This is a genomic window from Pseudomonas sp. RU47, from assembly GCF_004011755.1.
Lineage (GTDB): Bacteria > Pseudomonadota > Gammaproteobacteria > Pseudomonadales > Pseudomonadaceae > Aquipseudomonas.
This window is the reverse complement of record NZ_CP022411.1, coordinates 896,441-918,975: the sequence shown is the minus strand read 5'-3', so window position 1 is coordinate 918,975 and position 22,535 is coordinate 896,441. Positions and strand designations below refer to the sequence as shown.

Annotated in this window: 20 protein-coding genes and 2 tRNA genes; 3 read left to right on the top strand and 19 right to left on the bottom strand. The window is 57.6% G+C overall.

All coding sequences use genetic code 11. The features are described 5' to 3' along the window. Nucleotides 1-10: 10 nt before the first annotated feature. The 10 genes from nusA to rlmE form a co-directional block, all read right to left on the bottom strand. Nucleotides 11-1,492 (bottom strand): transcription termination factor NusA, encoded by a 1,482-nt coding sequence (gene nusA / locus CCX46_RS04015; protein WP_127925790.1) that lies wholly within the window; start codon nt 1,490-1,492, stop codon nt 11-13. Nucleotides 1,493-1,539: 47 nt separating this feature from the next. Continuing rightward, the gene (gene rimP, locus CCX46_RS04010; protein ID WP_007915250.1) at nt 1,540-1,998 is read right to left on the bottom strand and encodes a ribosome maturation factor RimP; all 459 of its coding nucleotides are present in this window, start codon (nt 1,996-1,998) and stop codon (nt 1,540-1,542) included. 139 nt (nt 1,999-2,137) lie between these two features. After that, nucleotides 2,138-2,214 (bottom strand) — tRNA-Met (locus CCX46_RS04005). Nucleotides 2,215-2,311: 97 nt separating this feature from the next. Continuing rightward, nucleotides 2,312-2,397: transfer RNA gene (locus CCX46_RS04000), tRNA-Leu, on the bottom strand. 22 nt (nt 2,398-2,419) lie between these two features. Continuing rightward, nucleotides 2,420-2,806, bottom strand: coding sequence for a preprotein translocase subunit SecG (gene secG / locus CCX46_RS03995; protein ID WP_016986497.1), 387 nt, complete (start codon nt 2,804-2,806; stop codon nt 2,420-2,422). A gap of 4 nt (nt 2,807-2,810) precedes the next feature. After that, nucleotides 2,811-3,566, bottom strand: coding sequence for a triose-phosphate isomerase (gene tpiA / locus CCX46_RS03990; RefSeq protein WP_016986498.1), 756 nt, complete (start codon nt 3,564-3,566; stop codon nt 2,811-2,813). Between the two features lie 65 nt (nt 3,567-3,631). Further along, complete coding sequence (gene glmM, locus CCX46_RS03985; RefSeq protein WP_127925789.1) at nt 3,632-4,969, bottom strand: phosphoglucosamine mutase; 1,338 nt, start codon at nt 4,967-4,969, stop codon at nt 3,632-3,634. A gap of 16 nt (nt 4,970-4,985) precedes the next feature. After that, the gene (gene folP / locus CCX46_RS03980) at nt 4,986-5,837 is read right to left on the bottom strand and encodes a dihydropteroate synthase (RefSeq protein WP_127925788.1); all 852 of its coding nucleotides are present in this window, start codon (nt 5,835-5,837) and stop codon (nt 4,986-4,988) included. Nucleotides 5,838-5,845: 8 nt separating this feature from the next. Then, nucleotides 5,846-7,753 carry an ATP-dependent zinc metalloprotease FtsH gene (gene ftsH / locus CCX46_RS03975; RefSeq protein WP_127925787.1) on the bottom strand — a complete coding sequence of 636 codons (1,908 nt, stop codon included), beginning with the start codon at nt 7,751-7,753 and terminating at the stop codon, nt 5,846-5,848. Between the two features lie 202 nt (nt 7,754-7,955). Continuing rightward, nucleotides 7,956-8,585: a 23S rRNA (uridine(2552)-2'-O)-methyltransferase RlmE gene (rlmE, locus tag CCX46_RS03970; protein ID WP_008088328.1), complete on the bottom strand. Its 630-nt coding sequence runs from the start codon at nt 8,583-8,585 to the stop codon at nt 7,956-7,958. Between the two features lie 101 nt (nt 8,586-8,686). On the opposite strand from rlmE, the gene CCX46_RS03965 reads away from it, so the two are divergent. After that, entirely contained in the window at nt 8,687-8,995 is a 309-nt protein-coding gene (locus tag CCX46_RS03965) for a YhbY family RNA-binding protein (protein WP_003221534.1), read from the top strand. A 9-nt stretch (nt 8,996-9,004) separates the two neighbouring features. Here the strand turns inward: CCX46_RS03965 and CCX46_RS03960 are convergent, their stop codons facing one another. The 8 genes from CCX46_RS03960 to grpE all read right to left on the bottom strand — a co-directional run bounded on the left by CCX46_RS03960 (nt 9,005) and on the right by grpE (nt 19,476). Continuing rightward, complete coding sequence (locus CCX46_RS03960) at nt 9,005-9,409, bottom strand: MFS transporter (RefSeq protein ID WP_127925786.1); 405 nt, start codon at nt 9,407-9,409, stop codon at nt 9,005-9,007. Nucleotides 9,410-9,437: 28 nt separating this feature from the next. Continuing rightward, complete coding sequence (gene greA, locus CCX46_RS03955; protein ID WP_003221530.1) at nt 9,438-9,914, bottom strand: transcription elongation factor GreA; 477 nt, start codon at nt 9,912-9,914, stop codon at nt 9,438-9,440. Then, the gene (gene carB, locus CCX46_RS03950; protein WP_007915231.1) at nt 9,911-13,132 is read right to left on the bottom strand and encodes a carbamoyl-phosphate synthase large subunit; all 3,222 of its coding nucleotides are present in this window, start codon (nt 13,130-13,132) and stop codon (nt 9,911-9,913) included. The genes greA and carB overlap by 4 nt, the downstream gene beginning before the upstream one ends. 126 nt (nt 13,133-13,258) lie before the next feature. Beyond that, a complete protein-coding gene (gene carA / locus CCX46_RS03945; RefSeq protein ID WP_007953761.1) occupies nt 13,259-14,395 on the bottom strand; it encodes a glutamine-hydrolyzing carbamoyl-phosphate synthase small subunit in 1,137 nt (378 codons plus the stop codon). Between the two features lie 257 nt (nt 14,396-14,652). Next, nucleotides 14,653-15,459 carry a 4-hydroxy-tetrahydrodipicolinate reductase gene (dapB, locus tag CCX46_RS03940; RefSeq protein ID WP_038357479.1) on the bottom strand — a complete coding sequence of 269 codons (807 nt, stop codon included), beginning with the start codon at nt 15,457-15,459 and terminating at the stop codon, nt 14,653-14,655. 9 nt (nt 15,460-15,468) lie between these two features. Then, entirely contained in the window at nt 15,469-16,593 is a 1,125-nt protein-coding gene (dnaJ, locus tag CCX46_RS03935; RefSeq protein WP_007915222.1) for a molecular chaperone DnaJ, read from the bottom strand. Nucleotides 16,594-16,890: 297 nt separating this feature from the next. Further along, on the bottom strand, nt 16,891-18,807 hold the full coding sequence (gene dnaK / locus CCX46_RS03930; RefSeq protein WP_007915221.1) for a molecular chaperone DnaK: 1,917 nt from the start codon (nt 18,805-18,807) through the stop codon (nt 16,891-16,893). A gap of 102 nt (nt 18,808-18,909) precedes the next feature. Continuing rightward, complete coding sequence (gene grpE / locus CCX46_RS03925) at nt 18,910-19,476, bottom strand: nucleotide exchange factor GrpE (protein WP_007915219.1); 567 nt, start codon at nt 19,474-19,476, stop codon at nt 18,910-18,912. A gap of 240 nt (nt 19,477-19,716) precedes the next feature. Here grpE and recN point away from each other — a divergent pair, with 240 nt between their 5' ends. Then, nucleotides 19,717-21,390: a DNA repair protein RecN gene (recN, locus tag CCX46_RS03920; RefSeq protein ID WP_127925785.1), complete on the top strand. Its 1,674-nt coding sequence runs from the start codon at nt 19,717-19,719 to the stop codon at nt 21,388-21,390. Nucleotides 21,391-21,465: 75 nt separating this feature from the next. On the opposite strand, the gene fur is transcribed toward recN, so the two are convergent. After that, the gene (gene fur / locus CCX46_RS03915) at nt 21,466-21,870 is read right to left on the bottom strand and encodes a ferric iron uptake transcriptional regulator (protein WP_007915216.1); all 405 of its coding nucleotides are present in this window, start codon (nt 21,868-21,870) and stop codon (nt 21,466-21,468) included. A 97-nt stretch (nt 21,871-21,967) separates the two neighbouring features. Between fur and CCX46_RS03910 the strand changes: the two genes are divergently transcribed. After that, nucleotides 21,968-22,495 carry an outer membrane protein assembly factor BamE gene (locus CCX46_RS03910; protein WP_007915215.1) on the top strand — a complete coding sequence of 176 codons (528 nt, stop codon included), beginning with the start codon at nt 21,968-21,970 and terminating at the stop codon, nt 22,493-22,495. Nucleotides 22,496-22,535 lie beyond the last annotated feature (40 nt).

The following is a 22,535-nucleotide window of genomic DNA, read 5'->3' as shown; positions in this document are numbered from 1 at the left end:
CCGCGCCTAATTACTCGAACCAGTGGGCTCGGGCGGCCATGATCAACTTGCCGGCACGATCATCGTCAATGCCGTCGATGTCGAGCAGGTCGTCAATAGACTGCTCGGCCAGGTCTTCGCGGGTAATTACGCCGCGCACCGCCAGTTCCATCGCCAAATCCTTGTCCATACCCTCAAGCGAGAGCAGGTCTTCGGCCGGATGGGCGTCTGCCAGCTTTTCCTCAGTAGCGATGGCTTTGGTCAACAAACGATCCTTGGCACGAGCGCGAAGCTCGTTGACGATATCTTCGTCAAAGCCGTCGATGTTGAGCATTTCTTCCAACGGTACGTAGGCAATCTCTTCCAGGCTGGTGAAGCCTTCATCAACCAGCACCTGAGCCAGTTCTTCGTCGACTTCCAGCTCGTCGATGAAGTTGCGCAGGATGTCGCCGGTTTCTGCTTGCTGCTTAGCCTGGATGTCCGATTCGGTCATCACGTTCAGGGTCCAGCCAGTCAACTGGCTCGCCAGACGCACGTTCTGACCACCACGACCGATGGCCTGAGCCAGATTGTCTGCGCCAACGGCGATGTCCATTGCGTGGGCATCTTCGTCAACGATAATTGCCGCAACCTCAGCCGGGGACATGGCGTTGATCACGAACTGAGCCGGGTTGTCGTCCCACAGGACGATATCAACACGCTCACCGCCCAACTCACCCGACACTGCCTGGACGCGCGAACCGCGCATACCGATGCAAGCGCCCTGTGGGTCGATGCGTTTGTCTTTCGAGCGGACGGCGATCTTGGCGCGCGAACCCGGATCACGGGATGCAGCCATTACTTCGATCAGGCCTTCGGCAATTTCCGGCACTTCGATACGGAACAGCTCGATCAGCATTTCCGGCGCGGTACGCGACAGGATCAGCTGCGGGCCGCGGTTCTCGGTGCGGATTTCCTTGAGCAGCGCACGCAAGCGCACGCCGACACGGAAGGTTTCGCGAGAAATGATGTCTTCACGGGCCAGCAACGCTTCAGCGTTGTTGCCCAGATCGACGATCACGTTGTCGCGGGTGACTTTTTTCACGGTGCCGGAGATGATTTCTCCCAGGCGCTCGCGATAGGCGTCGACCACTTGAGCGCGCTCGGCTTCGCGAACTTTCTGCACGATGACCTGCTTGGCAGTCTGTGCAGCGATGCGGCCGAACTCGATGGATTCGATCTTTTCTTCGACGACGTCGCCAACCTTGGCACCAGGATGCGTTTCGGCAACCTTGCTTGGCCAGGTTTCGATGGCCGGATCGTCGAGATCATTCTCTTCGACGACCGTCCAGCGACGGAAAGTTTCGTATGCCCCGGTGTGGCGGTTAATTTCCACACGCAGGTCAACTTCGTCCTCAAAACGCTTTTTGGTAGCAGTGGCCAGAGCCAGCTCCAGCGCTTCAAAAATTACGCTTGCCGGTACGCCCTTTTCATTGGATACCGACTCAACAACCAGCAGTACTTCTTTGCTCATCGTACGCCTCGCCTTTCGCAAGCCATTGGATCCGCGGGATCCGCGTCTCAGTCAAAACTGGGAATAATGTTGGCCTTGTCGATCATATCGATCGGCAACAGGAACTCATGGTCGTCTACCTGCACCACGACATCCTGTTCTTCTACACCGCGCAGAAGGCCCTGAAAGTTGCGTCGCCCTTCAAAAGGCGAGCGCAGCTTGATCTTCACTTGTTCACCGGCAAACTTTGCAAACTGCTCAAGAGTGAACAGTGGGCGCTCCATGCCAGGCGAGGAAACTTCGAGGGTGTATTCAACGGAGATCGGATCTTCAACATCCAGCACACCGCTGATCTGACGGCTGACAATGGCGCAATCGTCCACCAGCACGCCACCCTCTTTATCGATATAAACGCGCAACATCGAATGACGACCCTGAGCCGAAAACTCGATACCCCAGCATTCATAGCCCAGGGCCACGACCACCGGGGCCAGCAAGGCCTGCAACTCTTCTAGCTTGCTCGACACCTGAACCCCCTAGTGCATGATATGTGCATGCTTTGCAAAATAAAAAAATGGGCTTAACGCCCATCCTTGAAACGCCGTCGAACAGCGGCGTTGAAAGTGTCCAGCTAACAAAAAGCCCCTTAAAAGGGGCTCCTTAAACTGGTTGCGGGGGCCGGATTTGAACCGACGACCTTCGGGTTATGAGCCCGACGAGCTACCAGACTGCTCCACCCCGCGACAAAGCTGGGGCGGAAGTATACGACCGATCCCTTATAGGGTCAATGTAACCTTCCACCTGCAAGAAAGCCCGCAACAGCGGGCTCTCCTGACTAATTGGTACCGAGAAGGGGACTCGAACCCCTACACCCTATGGGCACAACCACCTCAAGGTTGCGTGTCTACCAATTCCACCACCTCGGCAAAACTACGTTTGAAACCCTTCTTACTTCTGCTCTTGAGCTGGAGGTACGTCAGTCGCTGGAGTAGCCGACTTTTGCTCTTGAAGCACCGGGACATCATCAGAAGCCGGTTGTTGTTGCTTAGGTACTTCCAACACTGCCGGGTTTGGGAGACCTGCCTGAGTCAGCTGATGAGCCTTCTCTTTAGCAAAGTAACCTAACCCCAAGCTGGTTATGAAGAAACCGGCGGCAAGTATAGCAGTAAACTTACTAAGAAAGGTAGAGGAACCTTGGCTTCCGAACACAGTATTTGAAGCACCTGCTCCGAAAGACGCGCCAGCGTCCGCACCCTTACCCTGCTGCAGCAAAACCAGAGCAACTACGCCCAATGCACCCAGCAGATGAAAAACGACTACGACTGTTTCCAGCATTTTTTCAGTTTCCCGCGGCGCGACAAATCGCACCGAACTCATCTGCATTCAGGGAAGCTCCACCAATGAGCCCCCCATCGATATCCGGCATGCCGAACAGTTCGACCGCATTGGCCGCCTTCACGCTGCCGCCGTATAGAAGCCGCACACCTCGTGCCACTTCAGAATTCTCTGCCGCCAGCTGCTCGCGAATGGCTTTATGCACATCCTGAGCTTGCTGCGGCGTCGCAGTCAGTCCGGTACCAATAGCCCAGACCGGCTCGTAAGCAATGACTGCCTTGGCAAAAGCACCGACACCCAGCTCCTCGATGATGCTGCCCAGCTGACGCCCGACAACCTCAAGAGTTTTTCCGGCTTCGCGCTGCTCGAGGGTTTCCCCTATACACAACACCGGAATCAAGCCACATGCCTGCGCAGCTGCAAACTTGCGATTCAGCATCCCATCCCGCTCGCCCATTATCTGGCGACGCTCGGAGTGCCCGACAAGCACCAGGGAACAACCTGCATCCACCAACTGACTCGGCGCAATCTCACCGGTCAATGCACCTTGCATGGATTCCACCGCAGAATTCTGCGCGCCGACCGAAATCGACTTGCCTTTCAAGCCATCAATCACTTGATTGATATACAAGCAAGGCGGGAATACCGCGACATCAACACCGCTTGGCAAGGCCAGATGACGAAGGCCGTTGATCAGCTCAGCGACGCTGGCGCGGGTACCGTGCATCTTCCAGTTACCAGCTACCATAGGGCGACGCATGCTGTACCTCGTCGGTCAAAGTGGGCGCAGATGTTACCCAACACAATCATGGCTTGCAAGCCGTATCAGGCAGAAACTTCAGTTACCAGTTTTGCCAGCTCTTCGGCGTAGTTGCGAACCTGGGTTTCGTCCTCGCCTTCGACCATTACGCGCACCAGAGGCTCTGTCCCGGACTTGCGCAAAAGCACGCGACCGCGCCCCGCCATTGCCTGGGTAACACGCGCACTGGCTTCCTTGACAGCCGAGTGTTCCAGCGGACTTTCGCCACCACCAAAACGCACATTGATCAGCACCTGAGGGCACTTGCGCAATGCCTGACGCGTTTGCGCCAACCCTTCATTACGGGTCTTCAAGGCCATCAGCACTTGCAAAGCCGCGATGATCGCATCACCGGTCGTGGTGTGATTGAAGCAAACGATATGCCCTGAATTTTCGCCACCGACCAGCCAATTGCGCTCAAGCAACTCAGCGATCACGTAGCGGTCGCCGACATTGGCACGAATGAACGGAATCGAAAGTTCTGCAAGCGCGAGCTCCAGACCCAGATTACTCATCAGGGTGCCAACCACGCCGCCCTGCAACTTGCCACGCTCATGCAGATCACGAGCAATAATGAACAACAACTCGTCGCCATCAACAATGGCGCCAGTGTGGTCAACCATCAGAACCCGATCGCCATCGCCATCAAAAGCGATACCCAGGTCGGCATGCTCCGCCAGTACCGCAGCCTGCAGCTGCCCCATATGGGTCGAGCCGCAATTCTCATTGATGTTCAGACCGTTAGGCTGGGCTGACAGCACGACAACTTCCGCACCCAGCTCCCGGAAGACACTCGGAGCCACCTTGTAGGTCGCACCATGCGCACAGTCGATAACGATCTTGAGTCCAGAGAAACTGGTGCCCGTTGGCACGCTGCTCTTGCAGAACTCGATATAACGACCTGACGCATCGTTGATCCGCGAGACCTTGCCGATCTTGCTCGATTCGACCACGGTCATCGGCGTATCGAGCAACTCTTCGATCATCAGCTCCAGTTCATCGGGCAGCTTGGTGCCTTTACCGGAGAAAAACTTGATGCCGTTATCGTCGTGCGGATTGTGCGAAGCACTGATCACGATACCGGCCTCAGCCTGGAACGTGCGCGACAAGTAGGCGATGGCCGGCGTCGGCATAGGACCCAGCAGCATCACATCGGCACCCGCCGATGTCAGACCGGCCTCAAGCGCCGACTCGAACATATAACCGGAAATTCGCGTGTCTTTGCCGACCAGCACCTTGCAGGCGCCCATCTTGCGGAACGCCATGCCAGCAGCCCAGCCGAGCTTGAGCATGAAGTCAGGAGTAATCGGGTATTCACCAACGCGACCACGAATGCCGTCAGTACCAAAATATTTCTTGCTCATAAGCGCTCCATCATTCTTATTCGGCTGATTCCACGGCCGCGATCATCCGCACCACGTCTACTGTTTCCGCCACATCATGGACGCGCAATATACGCGCACCTTTCACCGACGCCAGCGCCGCCAGCGCCAATCCGCCATGCAGCCGCTCGCCAACAGGACGATTCAAGGCGTGCCCAATCATGCTCTTTCGGGAAACACCAACCAGCAAGGGCCTGCCCAACGCATGCAGGGCTTCCATGTGCTTGAACAAGCTTAGATTGTGCTGCAGGGTTTTGGCGAAACCGAAGCCCGGATCAAGAATGATCCGCTCGGCAGGAATACCTGCTGATGCACACACCGACATCCGCTGCGCGAGAAACTCGCCAACCTCGCGAGTGACATCGTGATACTGCGGATTGTCCTGCATATCGCCTGGCTCACCGAGCATATGCATCAGACATACCGGCAAGCCTGTCGCCGCCGCTGCATCCAACGCACCATCGCGCTGTAGCGATCGCACATCATTGATCAAACCGGCACCCAACCGTGCGGTTTCGCGCATCACCGCAGGCGTAGACGTATCCACCGAAATGATCACATCAAGCTCGCGATTGATCAGCTCGACAATCGGCGCCACGCGCTCAAGCTCTTCGAGCGGAGAAACCGCTCGCGCGCCAGGCCGGGTGGACTCGCCACCGACGTCAATCAGTGTCGCACCCGCCGCAACCATCGCTTCTGCATGGCGCAAGGCAGCGTCAAGCTGGCTGTATTGGCCGCCATCAGAGAAAGAATCAGGGGTGACATTGAGAATGCCCATGACATGCGTCTGGGCCAAATCAAGAACCCGGTTGCCGCAAGGCAACCGGGTCAGGGACTGTACAGAAGTCATTTCAAACCTTAAACGTCAGCAGCCGGACCGCCAATCGGTGTTTCCGGACGCTCGTCCTGAACCACTGGAGGTGGTGGTGTACCCGTGCCACCCGACCAGTCACGAGGCTCGCGAGGCGTACGACCGGCCATGATGTCGTCGATCTGTTCAGCATCGATCGTTTCGTACTTCATCAGGGCATCGGCCATGGCATCGAGCTTGTCACGGTTGTCCGTGAGGATCTGCTTGGCGGTGCCGTAGCACTGGTCAATGATACTGCGCACTTCGGAGTCGATCAGCTTGGCTGTCTCGCCAGAGAAACTGGCAGCCTGACCGCCACCGCCGCGGCCGAGGAATACTTCACCCTCTTCTTCGGCATACATCAACGGACCGAGTTTTTCCGACAGACCCCACTTGGTCACCATGTTCCGCGCAATCTGGCTAGCACGCATGATGTCGTTGGAAGCACCGGTGGTCACACCGTCAAAGCCCAGGGTCATTTCTTCAGCGATACGGCCGCCATACAGCGAGCAGATCTGGCTGATCAGCGCGCGCTTGGACAGACTGTAGCGATCTTCTTCCGGCAGGAACATGGTCACACCCAGCGCACGGCCGCGCGGAATGATCGACACTTTGTAGACCGGATCATGCTCAGGCACGACGCGACCGACAATGGCGTGGCCAGCTTCGTGATAAGCGGTGTTCTGCTTCTCTTTCTCGGACATGACCATCGATTTGCGCTCGGCGCCCATCATGATCTTGTCTTTGGCCAGTTCGAACTCTTTCATTTCAACGATGCGCTTGCCGCTGCGCGCAGCGAACAGCGACGCTTCGTTGACCAGGTTTGCCAGATCAGCACCGGAGAAGCCTGGAGTACCACGCGCGATAACGGCCGGAGCGACGTCGTCACCCATTGGCACTTTGCGCATGTGAACCTTGAGAATCTGTTCGCGACCACGGATATCCGGCAGACCGACGACAACCTGACGGTCGAAACGGCCCGGACGCAGCAGCGCAGGGTCAAGTACGTCAGGACGGTTGGTTGCAGCGATAACAATGATGCCGTCGTTCATTTCGAAGCCGTCCATCTCGACCAGCAACTGGTTGAGAGTCTGCTCACGCTCATCGTGACCGCCACCCATGCCAGCGCCACGATGGCGACCGACGGCGTCGATTTCGTCGATGAAGATAATGCACGGCGCGTGCTTCTTCGCCTGCTCGAACATGTCGCGAACACGGCTCGCACCGACACCGACAAACATTTCAACGAAGTCGGAACCGGATATGGTGAAGAACGGAACCTTGGCTTCGCCGGCAATTGCCTTGGCCAGCAAGGTTTTACCGGTACCCGGAGGACCGACCATCAGCACACCGCGAGGAATACGACCGCCCAGGCGCTGGAACTTGCCCGGATCACGGAGGAACTCAACCAGTTCGCCGACTTCTTCCTTGGCTTCGTCGCAACCGGCAACGTCAGCCAATGTGGTTTTCACCTGATCTTCGGAGAGCAGGCGTGCCTTGCTCTTGCCAAAGCTCATCGGCCCGCCCTTGCCACCGGCACCGCCCTGCATCTGGCGCATGAAGAACATGAACACCGCGATGATCACCAGGATCGGGAAGCTGGCTACCAGAAGCTGGGTCCAGATGCTTTGCTGCTCAGGCTGCTTGCCTTCAACCACAACGTGGTTGTCGACCAGATCGCCGATCAGGCCATTGTCCTGAATTGCCGGACGAATGGTCTTGAAGCTGTCGCCATCGTTGCGCTTGCCGGTGATTACATAGCCATCAACCGCTACGCGCTCGACCTTGCCATCCTTGACCTGCTGGATGAAGTCGGAATAGTTGAGGGTCTGCGGCTCGTTAGGGCTGGAGAAGTTGTTCATCACCGTCACCAGGACAGCCGCGATGATCAACCACAGGATCAGATTCTTTGCCATATCGTTCAATTAACTACCCTCTGAAGCAAGCTCCGCTACTGGCGCGCGCTTCGCATGATATTCACCGGCCTAACTTACTACATTACCTACGGCTCTGGCAGGCGCCGTCTGTAACCCTTTGTGAAACACTTTCTACACAATATTCGTTAATGCTAGCCGGGCGAAATACTAAAAACCTATCACCCCGCACAAAAACCTCGTTTTACTCACTACGTCCGCGGTAACCCCAAGCCAGCATGTATTGCTCGCGTGAGCTGCCACGGGAGGAGTCCGGCTTGATCATCTGGATCTTGTCGAACTTTTTGCGAGCGTCCTTCAGGTAAACATCAAATCCTTCGCCCTGAAAAATCTTGATCACAAAATTGCCACCCGGCTTGAGTATCCGCTCCGCCAGATCAAGCGCCAGCTCGCAGAGAAACATGGCTTTGGGCATATCCACTTCGGGCGTACCACTCATATTGGGGGCCATATCGGAAATCACAAGGTCCACCTGCGAATTACCCACAGCTTCAAGAATCTGAGCGAGTACTGCGTCCTCGGTGAAGTCACCCTGAATAAAGGTCACGTCAGGGATGCTGTCCATTTCCAGAATGTCCGAAGCGATCAGGCGGCCCTGACCACCGATCAGCCGGCTAGTCACCTGCGACCAGCCACCGGGCGCTGCACCCAGGTCGACAACGCTCATGCCAGGACGGATCAGCTTGTATTTCTCCTGGACTTCCAGAAGCTTGTAACTCGCACGCGAGCGGTAGCCATCCTTCTGCGCTTGCTTCACATAGGGATCGTTGACATGTCGTTTCAGCCAACCAAGGCTTGTCTTGGAACGCGCCATTGGGCACCTCGATGATAAGGGTCGTGATTAATTGGGCGGATCCACGAACCCTCGGGTAAAATGGCCGCCATTTTACAGAATCCAGACGAAAGGGTCAGATTATGCCGCTCACTCCAGAGCAGAAGAAACAGTACAAATCCATTGGCCACCACCTGAAGCCGGTTTTGACGGTGGCTGACAACGGTTTGACTGAAGGTGTTTTAGCCGAACTTGAACGCGCCCTGGCGGATCACGAGCTGATCAAGATCAAGCTCAACATCCTCGATCGCGAGTCGCGCCTGGCGCACATCGCAGAGCTGTGCAAGGTTGGCAAAGCAGACCTGGTACAGGTCATCGGCAAGATGGCACTGGTTTACCGCAAGAACTTCAGCGTCAACAAGCAGCTGTCGAACGTTCATCGCTTCAAGTGATGAAAAGGGTCAAGGGTGTGCTTCGCGCACCCTGCCACTCCATCCCGGCACCGGCTGCATCACCAGCACCAGCCCGGAAAAGCCCAAAACCAGATAACTGAACACCTGCAAGCGCTGCGCATCCGGCCAGCCGACACGCACTGCGACATACATCGCACACGCATACAACGCCATCAACAGCACCTGCCCACGAAAATCCCGCCATAGACTGCCAAGGCCCTCGGCCTGTACCAGCACCAAAGCCTGAAAAATAACGCATGCGGCGGCAAACCCCACCACCAGCACTTCAAATGCACTGGCGACTTCATCGATCAGCAGCGGTGCCAGGCCAATCTTGCCCAGCGCCGGCTGCAAACCGAGATGTATCAGCCATAGACCGCCAACCCAAAGCATCTGGGTCAGCTGCCAAAGCATGGCGCCCGCATGCAGCGGGCGCCCTTTTTCAGATGTGACGGACTTCGACAATCTCGTACTCGATCACGCCGCTTGGCGTTTTCACGGCGACCACATCGCCCTCTTCCTTGCCAATCAAGGCACGGGCCAAAGGCGAGCCGACCGAAATCTTGCCAAGTTTGAAGTCAGCCTCATCCTCACCCACGATGTGGTAAGTGACGCTTTCGTCAGTCTCGACGTTGGCGATTTCGACGGTGGTACCGAAAATCACTTTGCCAGTATGCGGAATGGTCGTGACATCGATGATGACCTGATTCTGAATCCGGCCTTCGATATCACGAATCCGCGCCTCGACCATGCCTTGCTGTTCGCGGGCAGCATGGTATTCAGCGTTTTCCTTCAAGTCACCCAACTCGCGAGCCGTACCAATGTCCTGGCTGAGCTTCGGACGGACGACCTTGGTCAGGTGAGCGTGTTCTTCTTCCAGGGCTTTGGCGCCCTGGACGGTCATTGGGTATTTGATCATGCCTTCAATCCTGCGTGTAGATCCTGCAAGCGGCGCACGGTTTTTTCAGGACCGAACTTCAGCGCTTCACAGATAGCTTCGCCAGCAGCAATAGTGGTTGTGCAGTAAATCTTGTGCTGCAAGGCATTACGACGAATGGAGTACGAATCAGCGATCGACTGACGACCTTCAGTGGTGTTGATGATCAGGGTGACTTCGTCATTCTTGATCATGTCGACCACGTGCGGACGACCCTCGGTCACTTTGTTCACACGGCGCACTTTCAGACCTGCGGCCTCGATCAGCTTGGCAGTGCCGGCAGTGGCTACCACTTCGAAGCCCAAGTTGATCAGATCGCGGGCCACGCCTGCAACCAGTGGCTTGTCGTCGTCACGCACGCTGATGAACGCAGTGCCGCCGGTCGGCAGCACTTCGCTGGCGCCCATCTGGGCTTTGGCGAATGCTTCACCGAAGGTGTCGCCGACGCCCATCACTTCACCGGTCGACTTCATCTCTGGGCCGAGAATCGGGTCAACGCCAGGGAACTTGGCGAACGGGAACACCGCCTCTTTCACGCTGTAGAAGTTCGGGATGATTTCTTTGGTGAAGCCGATTTCTTTCAGGGTCTTACCGGCCATCACGCGGGCAGCGATCATCGCCAGGGAGACACCGATACACTTCGACACGAACGGTACGGTACGGGAAGCGCGCGGGTTGACTTCGATGACGTAGATGTCTTCGCCTTGCAGCGCCAACTGCACGTTCATCAGGCCGACAACGCCCAGTTCCAGAGCCATTTTCTTGACCTGTTCGCGCATCTCGTCCTGGATGTGCGCCGGCAGCGAGTACGGCGGCAGCGAGCACGCGGAGTCACCGGAGTGAACGCCAGCCTGTTCGATGTGCTGCATGATCGCGCCGATCACCACATCTTTGCCGTCACAGACCGCATCCACGTCCATTTCGATGGCGCAGTTGAGGAAGTGGTCGAGCAGCACAGGGCTGTCGTTGGACACTTGCACCGCGTCACGCAGGTAACGCTTGAGCTCGTCTTCCTTGTAAACGATTTCCATCGCACGGCCGCCCAGTACATAAGACGGGCGCACCACCAGCGGATAACCGATCTTCGCGGCAGCACGAACAGCTTCGTCTTCGCTGCGCACGGTGGCGTTTGGCGGCTGACGCAGGTTCAGGCGCTCAACCATTTGCTGGAAACGCTCACGGTCTTCAGCGCGGTCGATGGCGTCCGGGCTGGTGCCGATGATCGGCACGCCAGCGGCTTCCAGGGCACGAGCCAGTTTCAGCGGAGTCTGACCGCCGTACTGGACGATCACGCCTTTCGGCTTCTCGACGCGGCAGATTTCCAGCACGTCTTCCAGAGTTACCGGTTCGAAGTACAGACGGTCGGAAGTGTCGTAGTCGGTGGAAACGGTTTCCGGGTTGCAGTTGACCATGATGGTTTCGTAGCCGTCTTCGCGCAGGGCGAGAGCAGCGTGAACGCAGCAGTAGTCGAACTCGATGCCCTGGCCGATACGGTTCGGACCACCGCCCAGAATCATGATCTTGTCGCGACCCGACGGCGCAGCTTCGCACTCTTCCTCGTAGGTGGAGTAGAGGTAAGCGGTGTCAGTGGCGAACTCGGCGGCGCAGGTGTCAACGCGCTTGTAGACCGGGAACACTTCCAGCTTCTGGCGATGAGTACGCAGGTTCTTCTCGGTCACGCCCAACAGTTTGGCCAGACGCTGATCGGAGAAGCCTTTACGCTTGAGCTTGAACATCAGGTCGCGGTCGATAGCGGACAGACCGAGGGTCTTGACCTTCTCTTCTTCCTTGATCAGATCTTCGATCTGCACCAGGAACCACGGGTCGATCATGTTCATGCCGAAGATGTCTTCGACCGACAGGCCAGCGCGGAAAGCGTCTGCCACGTACCAGATACGCTCGGCGCCCGGCACGGTCAGTTCGCGCTTGAGCACGCTCATGCTTTCCGGGTTGCTCAGGTCGAGCTTCTCGTCCAGACCGCAAACGCCGACTTCCAGACCGCGCAGGGCTTTCTGCAGGGATTCCTGGAAGGTACGGCCGATGGCCATGACTTCACCAACCGACTTCATTTGCGTGGTCAGGCGTGCGTCAGCCTTGGCGAATTTCTCGAAGGCGAAACGTGGCAGCTTGGTGACGACGTAGTCGATCGACGGTTCGAAGGACGCCGGGGTCTTGCCGCCGGTGATGTCGTTCGACAGTTCGTCGAGGGTGTAACCCACAGCCAGTTTGGCCGCGACTTTGGCGATCGGGAAACCGGTGGCTTTCGAAGCCAGTGCCGAGGAACGCGATACGCGCGGGTTCATTTCGATCACGACCATACGGCCAGTGTTCGGGCAGATACCGAATTGCACGTTGGAGCCGCCAGTCTCGACGCCGATCTCGCGCAGTACCGCCAGGGAGGCGTTACGCAGGATCTGGTATTCCTTGTCGGTCAGGGTTTGTGCTGGAGCAACGGTGATCGAGTCACCGGTGTGCACGCCCATCGGGTCGAAGTTTTCGATCGAGCAGACGATGATGCAGTTGTCCTTTTTGTCGCGGACAACTTCCATTTCATATTCTTTCCAGCCGATCAGCGATTCGTCGATCAGCAGCTCTTTGGTCGGCGACAGGTCCAGACCACGGGCGCAGATTTCTTCGAACTCTTCACGGTTGTACGCGATTCCGCCACCGGTGCCGCCCATGGTGAAGGACGGACGGATGATGCACGGGAAACCCAGGGTTTCGAGAACCGCGTTGGCTTCTTCCATGCTGTGGGCGATACCGGAACGCGGGCACGCCAGGCCGATGGACTTCATCGCCTTGTCGAAACGCGAACGGTCTTCAGCCTTGTCGATGGTGTCAGCGTTGGCGCCGATCATTTCCACACCGAACTTCTCCAGAACGCCTTCGCGCTCCAGATCCAGGGCGCAGTTCAGAGCAGTCTGGCCGCCCATGGTTGGCAGCACCGCGTCCGGACGTTCTTTCTCGATGATCTTGGCAACGGTCTGCCACTTGATCGGCTCGATGTAGGTGGCGTCGGCCATGTCCGGGTCGGTCATGATGGTGGCCGGGTTGGAGTTCACCAGGATGACGCGGTAACCCTCTTCGCGCAGGGCTTTGCAGGCCTGGGCGCCGGAGTAGTCGAATTCGCAGGCCTGGCCGATAACGATCGGGCCAGCGCCGAGAATCAGGATGCTTTTAATGTCTGTACGTTTTGGCATGGGTTTGTCACTCAAATCCGCAGGTCAGTCGGCAAGCCGTCTTGATCGATTTCTGAAGTCTCGAAGGGGCCGCCGGGATCGGGGCCACCCTCGAAGGGCTTCTCTCTACAGTCTCAAGGCGAACGCTTAGCGTCGCTTGGCCATCTCGTTGATGAAGCGGTCGAACAGTGGCGCGACATCGTTCGGGCCCGGGCTCGCTTCAGGGTGACCCTGGAAGCTGAACGCGCTCTTGTCGGTGCGTTCGATGCCTTGCAGGGTGCCATCGAACAGCGATTTGTGGATCGCGCGCACGTTGGCTGGCAGGGTTTCTTCATCTACCGCGAAACCGTGGTTCTGGCTGGTGATCATCACAACGCCAGTATCCAGATCCTGCACCGGGTGGTTGGCACCGTGGTGGCCGTGGCCCATTTTCAGGGTCTTGGCGCCGGAGGCCAGTGCCAGCAGTTGGTGACCGAGGCAGATGCCGAATACCGGAATTTCGGTTTCCAGGACTTCCTTGATCGCCTTGATCGCGTAGTCGCATGGCTCCGGATCACCAGGGCCGTTGGACAGGAACACGCCGTCCGGCTTCAGTGCCAGCACATCAGCGGCTGGGGTCTGAGCCGGCACCACGGTGACGCGGCAGCCGCGCTCGACCAGCATGCGCAGGATGTTGACCTTGACGCCGTAATCGTAGGCAACCACGTGGTAGGGCAGCTCGGAGGCTTCGATGGTCGCGTGGCTGTCGGTTTTCAGATCCCAGACAGTCGAGCGCCACTCGTATTGAGTCTTGGTGCTGACGACTTTCGCCAGATCCATGCCCTTCAGGCCCGGGAAGCCTTGCGCCGCGGCGATGGCCGCTTCTTCGGAGATGTTGTCACCAGCCATGATGCAGCCGTTCTGTGCGCCTTTTTCACGCAGGATGCGGGTCAGGCGACGGGTGTCGATACCGGCGATGGCCACAACGTTGTTGGCTTTCAGGTAGTCGGACAGGGACATCGTGTTACGCCAGTTGCTCGCTACCAGCGGCAGGTCACGGATGACCAGGCCAGCGGACCAGACGCGATCGGACTCGGCATCTTCCGGCGTGGTGCCGGTGTTGCCGATGTGCGGGTAAGTCAGGGTAACGATCTGTTGGGCGTAGGAAGGATCGGTAAGGATTTCCTGATAGCCGGTCATTGCGGTGTTGAACACCACCTCACCAACGGTTTGACCGTCGGCACCAATGGCTTCGCCGCGAAAAATGCTGCCATCAGCAAGGGCAAGTATGGCTGGCTTAGTCAAGAAGACCTCCCGTAAATAACGCATGAAAGGGCGATCGCAGGTTGTAAAAAAGCGGAGTGACGTATGGACACGTCACCCCGCTTCTTCACTGAATTATTCTGCGCGCTTTTAGTGGACACACTAAAGCTGTAGCTTACAGAAAAAGGCTTTTTTGGTCCACCGCTAAAGAGCCGAAAAGGCCGGAGAATGCGACAGGTCGTCGCCAAGCGGAGAAAAACCAGCGCAAACAGGGCGTTTGCGCTGGGTTCAGCAGTGTATCAACGCAGGTCGAGCACGTCTTGCATGTCGTACAGACCCGGCTCGCGACCGTCCAGCCACAACGCCGCACGCACCGCGCCCTTGGCAAAAGTCATGCGACTCGACGCCTTGTGCGTGATCTCCAGACGCTCACCTTCGCAGGCGAACAGCACGGTGTGGTCACCCACCACGTCACCGCCGCGCACGGTGGCAAAACCGATGGTTTCACGCTCACGAGCGCCGGTATGACCCTCACGACCGTAGACCGCGACTTTCTGCAAATCACGATCCAGCGCACTGGCGATCACTTCACCCATGCGCAACGCCGTACCCGACGGCGCATCGATCTTGTGACGGTGATGAGCTTCGATGATTTCGATATCAGCATCATCGCCCAGCACGCGCGCTGCCATATCCAGCAGCTTCAGCGACAGATTGACGCCGACACTGAAGTTGGCCGCGAACACGATCGGAATATCCTTGCCCGCCTCGACCAGCAACTGCTTCTGCGCCGCGTCCAGCCCGGTAGTGCCGATAACCATGGCCTTGCCTGCCTTGCGGCAGAACGCGAGGTTTTTCAGCATCACTTCCGGCAGGGTGAAGTCGATCAATACATCGAACTCTTCAGCCACAGCCTCGATATGCCCGGACAACGGCACGCCGATGCGACCCAGCGACGCCAGCTCACCGGCATCGACGCCGATCAGCGTGCTGCCAGGACGAACCACAGCAGCGGTCAACCCGGTCAGCGGCGCGCGCTGCTGCACGGCTTCGACCAGAATCTTGCCCATGCGCCCAGCAGCGCCCATCACAGCTATACGTCGCATGCCGACTCCTTACAGATCGCCGAAGAAGCGCTTCACACCGTCAAACCAACCGGTGGTTTTCGGTGAATGGCTGTTGTCGTCCGCCAGCGAACTGCGGAACTCTTCCAGCAATTCGCGCTGACGACGGTTCAGGTTGACCGGGGTCTCGACGGCCACACGGCACATCAAGTCGCCCGCACCGCCGCCACGCACCGGCGCCACGCCTTTGCCGCGTACGCGGAACTGCTTGCCGGTCTGGGTGCCTTCAGGGATTTTCAGTTTGACGCGACCGTCGAGGGTCGGAATTTCCAGCTCGCCGCCCAAGGCTGCATCAACAAAGCTGATCGGCACTTCGCAGAAGAGATGTTTGCCATCGCGCTGGAAGATGTCGTGCTCGCGGACATTGATGACCACGTAAAGGTCGCCCGTCGGACCACCCTGAGTACCCGCCTCGCCTTCGCCGGACAGACGAATGCGGTCACCGGTATCAACGCCGGCCGGCACTTTGACCGACAAGGTTTTGTACTCTTCGACGCGACCATCACCATGGCAGGAGTCGCAAGGATCGGAAATGATCTTGCCCTGGCCATGGCAACGCGGGCAGGTCTGCTGCACCGAGAAGAAGCCTTGCTGCATGCGCACCTGACCAATGCCACCACAGGTCGGGCAAGTCGAAGGCGACGAACCTTTCTTCGCGCCCGAACCGTCGCACGGCTTGCAGTTGACCAGTGTCGGAACACGAATATTCACGGTCGTGCCGCGCACCGCTTCTTCCAGATTCAGCTCCAGGGTGTAGCGCAAGTCGCTGCCACGCTGAGCGCCGCCACGGGAACCGCCGCGACCGCCACCGAAGAAATCACTGAAGACATCACCAAAGATGTCCGAGAAATTCTGACCGCCGAAACCGGCGCCACCGCCACCCATGCTCGGGTCGACACCGGCATGACCGTACTGGTCGTACGCCGCGCGCTTGCTCGAGTCGGACAGCACTTCATAGGCCTCGTTGGCCTCTTTGAACATTTCTTCCGACGCTTTGTCATCGGGATTACGGTCCGGGTGATGCTTCATCGCCAGACGACGGTAAGCCTTCTTCAGGTCCGCATCGCTTGAGCCGCGCTCAACACCCAACACTTCGTAATAGTCACGCTTTGCCATAAGTCTTCTGCACTCTTGAGGACGTCCGACAAACCCCTCCTGAGGATCGTCAAACTCGTTGAGCCCCAATACAGGCCCGGACCCAACTCACGTCAATTCAACGATCCTGGTCTTTGTTTCTTGTGGTACTTGCGGCACGGAAAGCAGGAGCATTCCCGGCCATACCAGCAACACACGAGGCTTGTCGCATGCTGTAAAAATTCGCGTATTCCAGATACGCCAACGCGGGAGCTAGCTCCCGCGCGGCGACATCCTACCAGTCACTGCCTAAAGGCAGTCAACCGGCCGACCAACAACTTACTTGTGGTCTTTGACTTCTTCGAACTCTGCATCGACAACGTCGTCAGCCTTCTCAGCCGATTCGCCTTGCGGGGCTGCGCCATCAGCTGGCTGAGCCTGTTCGGCGTACATCTTCTGAGCAACCGGAGCGGAGACTTTCGACAGCTCTTCAACCTTGGCTTCGATAGCAGCTTTGTCGTCGCCTTTGACAGCGGCTTCCAGAGCAACCACAGCAGCTTCGATCGCAGTCTTCTCTTCAGCGGTGACTTTGTCGCCCGCGTCGGCAATCATCTTGCGAGTCGAGTGAACCAGTGCGTCACCCTGGTTACGGGCAGCGGCCAGTTCTTCGAACTTGCGGTCTTCCTCAGCGTTGGCTTCGGCGTCACGCACCATGCGCTCGATTTCTTCATCGGACAGACCGGAGTTGGCCTTGATCACGATCGACTGAGTCTTGCCGGTCGCCTTGTCTTTCGCACCAACGTGCAGAATGCCGTTAGCGTCGATGTCGAAGGTCACTTCGATCTGCGGCACGCCACGTGGAGCAGGTGGAATGTCGGCCAGGTCGAACTTGCCCAAGGACTTGTTCTGAGTGGCTTGCTTACGCTCGCCCTGCAGCACGTGAATGGTCACAGCGCCCTGGTTGTCGTCGGCAGTCGAGAACACTTGCGATTTCTTGGTAGGAATCGTGGTGTTTTTCTCGATCAGCGCGGTCATCACGCCACCCATGGTTTCGATACCCAGAGTCAGCGGGCTGACGTCGAGCAGCAGAACGTCTTTGACGTCACCAGCCAGAACAGCGCCCTGAATCGCAGCACCCATGGCAACAGCTTCGTCCGGGTTAACGTCTTTGCGAGCTTCTTTACCGAAGAAATCAGTAACCAGCTTCTGCACCAGCGGCATACGGGTCTGACCACCGACCAGGATCACGTCGTTGATCGCGCCAACGTCCAGACCAGCGTCTTTCATGGCGATGCGGCAAGGCTCGATGGTGCGCTGAACCAGGTCTTCAACCAGTGCTTCGAGCTTGGCACGCGAGATCTTCACGTTGAGGTGCTTAGGACCGGTGGCATCTGCAGTGATGTACGGCAGGTTGACGTCGGTCGACTGAGCGGACGACAGCTCGATCTTGGCTTTCTCAGCGGCTTCTTTCAGGCGCTGCATGGCCAGCGGGTCACCCTTGAGGTTCATGCCGCTTTCTTTCTTGAATTCGTCAACGAGGTAGTCGATCAGACGAATGTCGAAGTCTTCACCGCCGAGGAACGTGTCACCGTTGGTGGCCAGTACTTCGAACTGGTGCTCGCCATCAACTTCAGCGATCTCGATCACGGAAACGTCGAAAGTACCGCCACCCAGGTCATAAACGATCACGGTGTGATCGCCCTTGGCCTTGTCCATACCGTAAGCCAGAGCGGCTGCGGTTGGTTCGTTGATGATACGTTTTACGTCCAGACCGGCGATGCGGCCGGCGTCTTTGGTCGCCTGACGCTGGCTGTCGTTGAAGTAGGCCGGAACGGTGATCACCGCTTCGGTCACGGTCTCGCCGAGGTAGTCTTCGGCGGTCTTCTTCATCTTTTTCAGGATTTCAGCCGAGATTTGTGGCGGTGCCATTTTCTGGCCGTTCACTTCAACCCAGGCGTCGTTGTTGTCAGCCTTGACGATCTTGTAAGGGACCATCTGGATGTCTTTCTGCACAACTTCTTCGTCGAAACGACGACCGATCAGACGCTTTACCGCGTACAGAGTGTTGTGCGGGTTGGTCACAGCCTGACGCTTGGCCGACTGACCTACAAGGATTTCGCCATCGTTGGCGTAAGCGATGATCGACGGCGTGGTACGCGCGCCTTCAGCGTTTTCGATAACTTTTGCTTTGCCGTTTTCCAGCACGGAGACGCAGGAGTTGGTGGTCCCCAGGTCGATACCGATAATTTTGCCCATGTTAACTCTCCCGAAACTTTGGATTTTTTTGCCGCAGCAGTGGTGGCTAACTGCGGTAATACTTAAACGCTTGACTTCTAAATGGGGGCCTTGCGGCTAATTTCAAGCCTTCTCGTCGATCGAAGGCGAAATTGGCGCAGGCGCCTTGCTGACCACAACCATGGCCGGGCGCAACAGGCGACCGTTGAGCTGGTAGCCCTTCTGGAACACCTTCAGAACGCTGTTCGGTTCTACGTCGGCGCTTTCCTGCATGGCCATCGCCTGATGCTGAACGGCGTTGAACGGCTCGCCATGCGGGTCGATCGCTTCCAGCTGATAACGCTTGAGGGTGTCGTGGAACATTTTCAGCGTCAGCTCGATGCCTTCGCGCATCGGACGGATGCTTTCGTCGTCCGGGTTCGACAGCTCAAGGCCGCGCTCCAGACTGTCGACGATCGGCAACAGGTCGCCGGCGAATTTTTCCAGGGCAAACTTGTGCGCCTTCTCGACATCCTGCTCGGCACGGCGACGGACGTTCTGCAGATCGGCAGCAACACGCAGAGACTGATCCTGCGCGGCGGCCAATTGCTCTTCGAGCACTTGTACACGGGTCGCCAGGTCATCACCCGAACCTTCGGGCGCCTGATTGGCTTCTGGGTTTTGCGTATCTACTGTCTGTTCGTCAGCCATAGAATTCTCCTTTCAATTTCGTCCGCGAGCCTGACTCGCGCTTCTGCCCCGATATATGGGGCCGCAAAATCAGGCTTCAAGGGCTTTCAACCATTAACCCTACAAAAAAGTGCCACATTCTCATTCCTGAATGCGCTAAGCAGTTTTTATGTTCAAGCGAATCGAGCTAAGGGAGGGCATTGTCAGCCCGAAACAAAACACTGTATAAATAACCAGACCTAAAGCCTGGGAGCGGCCTTTATGCTGGTGCACCTGTCCGTACATAACTACGCCATCGTTGAACATCTCGATCTCGAACTCGATCGCGGGATGAGCGTGATCACAGGGGAAACCGGCGCCGGCAAGTCGATCATGCTCGACGCCCTGGGCCTGACCCTTGGAGATCGTGCCGACAGCGGCGTGGTTCGCCCCGGTGCCGACAAGGCCGATATCCTCGCGACATTCGATCTGGCCGACATCCCTGAAGCCAGCGTTTGGCTGGGCGAGCGCGATCTGGAGACCGATGGGCCGTGCATCTTGCGTCGCGTGATCACCAGCGAAGGTCGTTCGCGCGGCTATATCAATGGCACCCCTTGCCCGCTTGGCGATCTGAAAGCACTCGGCGAACTGCTGATTGATATTCACAGCCAGCATGAACACCAATCCCTGCTGAAAACCGATACCCATCGCCGTTTGCTGGACGAGTACGCCGGCGCCACCGATCTGGCGCGCCAGGTTCAGCTCGCCGCCCAGCGCTGGCGCCAGACTCGCCAGGAACTGGAACGCCTCTCCAACTCCGGCGACGAACAACGCGCGCGCCATCAATTGCTGAGCTATCAACTCGAAGAACTGGAAAACCTCGGTCTCGGCGAGAACGAACTTGAGCAACTGGAGCAGGAACACAAGAACCTGACCAACGCCGAGACGCTGCTGGGCATTTGTCGGCAAGTGGTCGAGCAATGCAGCGAAAGCGATTCCGGCAATGTGCTGAACGCACTGACCGCGAGCCTCAATCGCCTGTCGAGCGTGAATAACTCCGTCGGCGCATTGGGCGAAGCCAGCAGCCTACTGACCAGCGCGCAGATCCAGGTCGAAGAGGCCGTCGGCGAACTCAACCGCTTCCTCGACAACTTCGATGCCGATCCGGCGCGCCTGCAATATCTGGAAGAGCGTCTCGACGCGATCTACACGCTGGCACGCAAACACCGGATTCAGCCGACCGAGGTCGGGGAAATGCAGCAGAAGTTGCTGGATGAGATAGAAACCCTCAACGCCAATGACGAGTCCATCGAGCGCCTGGGAGAAGAACTGGCTTCCTACGCCCGCCACTATCAAGAGAAGGCGCGGGAACTGAGCGACTTGCGTCATCAGGCTGCCGGCAGTCTCGCCAGCGCGGTTGAACAGGAAATTCAGCGTCTGGGCATGCCCGGAGGTCGATTCACCATTGAATTAAAGGCCAATAGCAGCGACGAATTGCTGCCCAACGGGCTGGAACAGGTCGAATTGCTGGTCAGCGCCAACCCGGGCCAACCACTGAAGGCGCTGGCAAAAGTCGCTTCTGGTGGCGAACTGTCACGGATCAGCCTGGCGATTCAGGTCATCACCGCACAGACATCCCGTGTTCCGACGCTGGTGTTCGACGAAGTGGACGTCGGCATTGGTGGCCCTACCGCTGAAATTGTCGGCCAGCTGCTGCGCCGTCTCGGGGATCGCGGCCAGGTACTGACCGTGACGCACTTGCCTCAGGTGGCAGCGCAGGGTCATCAGCATCTGTTCGTGCACAAGGTGCGGGGCGAACAGGCGACGCACACCGCCGTCTCCACACTGAGCAAGAACGAGCGCATAGAAGAAGTGGCGCGGATGCTCGGCGGCATCGATCTGACCAAGGAATCCCTGGCCCACGCGAAAAAAATGGTTGTGACCGCCAAGGTTTGACAACGACAGAAAGCACGAAGGCGACCCTTGGGTCGCCTTCGTTCGTTTCGCGAATATGAAATTCGCGCGACATGCTTACTTTTTCTTGCGGATGTACAGCACCAGGTTGTGATCCACCAACTCGACACCGTGCTCCTCGGCAATTGCCTTCTGAAGCTTTTCGATTTCCGGGCTGACGAATTCGACAACCTCACCGGTTTCCACGTTAACCATGTGGTCGTGGTGACCACTGTCGGCCAACTCGAAAACCGCATGGCCACCGTCGAAGTTGTGACGGACCACGAGGCCAGCCGCTTCGAACTGGGTCAGAACACGGTAAACCGTGGCCAGACCGACGTCCTCACCAGCTTCCATCAACGCCTTGTAGACGTCCTCGGCACTCATGTGGCGCTGCTCGGTGGAGTCGAGCATTTGCAGGATCTTGACCCGTGGCAGGGTCACTTTAAGGCCGGCTTTGCGTAGTTCGCTATTTTCAACCATGGTCAGCTTTCTCGCGATGCTGCTTCGCAGCTTCTCTTAATGCGGGTATGATCGGCGTTTACGTTGTCCCAGCCAAGATAGTGGAAGTCGCCCACCGATGCAAAACACCAAGCTCTTGCTAACCAGTTTCACCTTTGTGGGACTGCTCGCACTCGCCGGTTGTTCATTCCCCGGGGTTTACAAAATCGACATCCAGCAGGGCAATGTCGTCACGCAGGACATGATAGACCAGTTACGCCCGGGAATGACCCGGCCGCAAGTACGGTTTATCATGGGTAACCCTCTGCTTGTCGACACGTTCCATGCCGATCGCTGGGATTATCTGTACAGCCTGCAACCGGGTGGCGGTGAACGCCAACAGGAACGCATCAGCGTTATTTTCAACTCAAACGACCAGCTTGTCAGCCTGTCCGGTGACTTTATGCCGGGCGTAAGCCGTGACGAAGCCATTCTCGGCAAGGACAGTGGCACTACGGTGACCGCTCCTGCTGAAAACGCCGAGAAGCCAACACCGGAAAAACCGGTGAAGCCAGGTTCCTTGCTGGATCAGATCCAGAAGGACGTCGATGGTGTAGAAACCGTTCCGGTTCCGACACCAGAGCCGCTGGACACCTCGCCGCAATAATTGGCGAGACAATAAAAAACCCGGAAACTCCGGGTTTTTT

What these genes read in the sequence shown, in the direction of transcription:
- nusA (WP_127925790.1), bottom strand. Translation starts at nt 1,492, where the DNA reads ATGAGCAAAGAAGTACTGCTGGTTGTTGAGTCGGTATCCAATGAAAAG.
- secG (WP_016986497.1), bottom strand. Translation starts at nt 2,806, where the DNA reads ATGCTGGAAACAGTCGTAGTCGTTTTTCATCTGCTGGGTGCATTGGGC.
- tpiA (WP_016986498.1), bottom strand. Translation starts at nt 3,566, where the DNA reads ATGCGTCGCCCTATGGTAGCTGGTAACTGGAAGATGCACGGTACCCGC.
- glmM (WP_127925789.1), bottom strand. Translation starts at nt 4,969, where the DNA reads ATGAGCAAGAAATATTTTGGTACTGACGGCATTCGTGGTCGCGTTGGT.
- folP (WP_127925788.1), bottom strand. Translation starts at nt 5,837, where the DNA reads ATGACTTCTGTACAGTCCCTGACCCGGTTGCCTTGCGGCAACCGGGTT.
- ftsH (WP_127925787.1), bottom strand. Translation starts at nt 7,753, where the DNA reads ATGGCAAAGAATCTGATCCTGTGGTTGATCATCGCGGCTGTCCTGGTG.
- rlmE (WP_008088328.1), bottom strand. Translation starts at nt 8,585, where the DNA reads ATGGCGCGTTCCAAGACAAGCCTTGGTTGGCTGAAACGACATGTCAAC.
- CCX46_RS03965 (WP_003221534.1), top strand. Translation starts at nt 8,687, where the DNA reads ATGCCGCTCACTCCAGAGCAGAAGAAACAGTACAAATCCATTGGCCAC.
- CCX46_RS03960 (WP_127925786.1), bottom strand. Translation starts at nt 9,409, where the DNA reads ATGCTTTGGCAGCTGACCCAGATGCTTTGGGTTGGCGGTCTATGGCTG.
- greA (WP_003221530.1), bottom strand. Translation starts at nt 9,914, where the DNA reads ATGATCAAATACCCAATGACCGTCCAGGGCGCCAAAGCCCTGGAAGAA.
- carB (WP_007915231.1), bottom strand. Translation starts at nt 13,132, where the DNA reads ATGCCAAAACGTACAGACATTAAAAGCATCCTGATTCTCGGCGCTGGC.
- dapB (WP_038357479.1), bottom strand. Translation starts at nt 15,459, where the DNA reads ATGCGACGTATAGCTGTGATGGGCGCTGCTGGGCGCATGGGCAAGATT.
- dnaJ (WP_007915222.1), bottom strand. Translation starts at nt 16,593, where the DNA reads ATGGCAAAGCGTGACTATTACGAAGTGTTGGGTGTTGAGCGCGGCTCA.
- dnaK (WP_007915221.1), bottom strand. Translation starts at nt 18,807, where the DNA reads ATGGGCAAAATTATCGGTATCGACCTGGGGACCACCAACTCCTGCGTC.
- grpE (WP_007915219.1), bottom strand. Translation starts at nt 19,476, where the DNA reads ATGGCTGACGAACAGACAGTAGATACGCAAAACCCAGAAGCCAATCAG.
- recN (WP_127925785.1), top strand. Translation starts at nt 19,717, where the DNA reads ATGCTGGTGCACCTGTCCGTACATAACTACGCCATCGTTGAACATCTC.
- fur (WP_007915216.1), bottom strand. Translation starts at nt 21,870, where the DNA reads ATGGTTGAAAATAGCGAACTACGCAAAGCCGGCCTTAAAGTGACCCTG.
- CCX46_RS03910 (WP_007915215.1), top strand. Translation starts at nt 21,968, where the DNA reads ATGCAAAACACCAAGCTCTTGCTAACCAGTTTCACCTTTGTGGGACTG.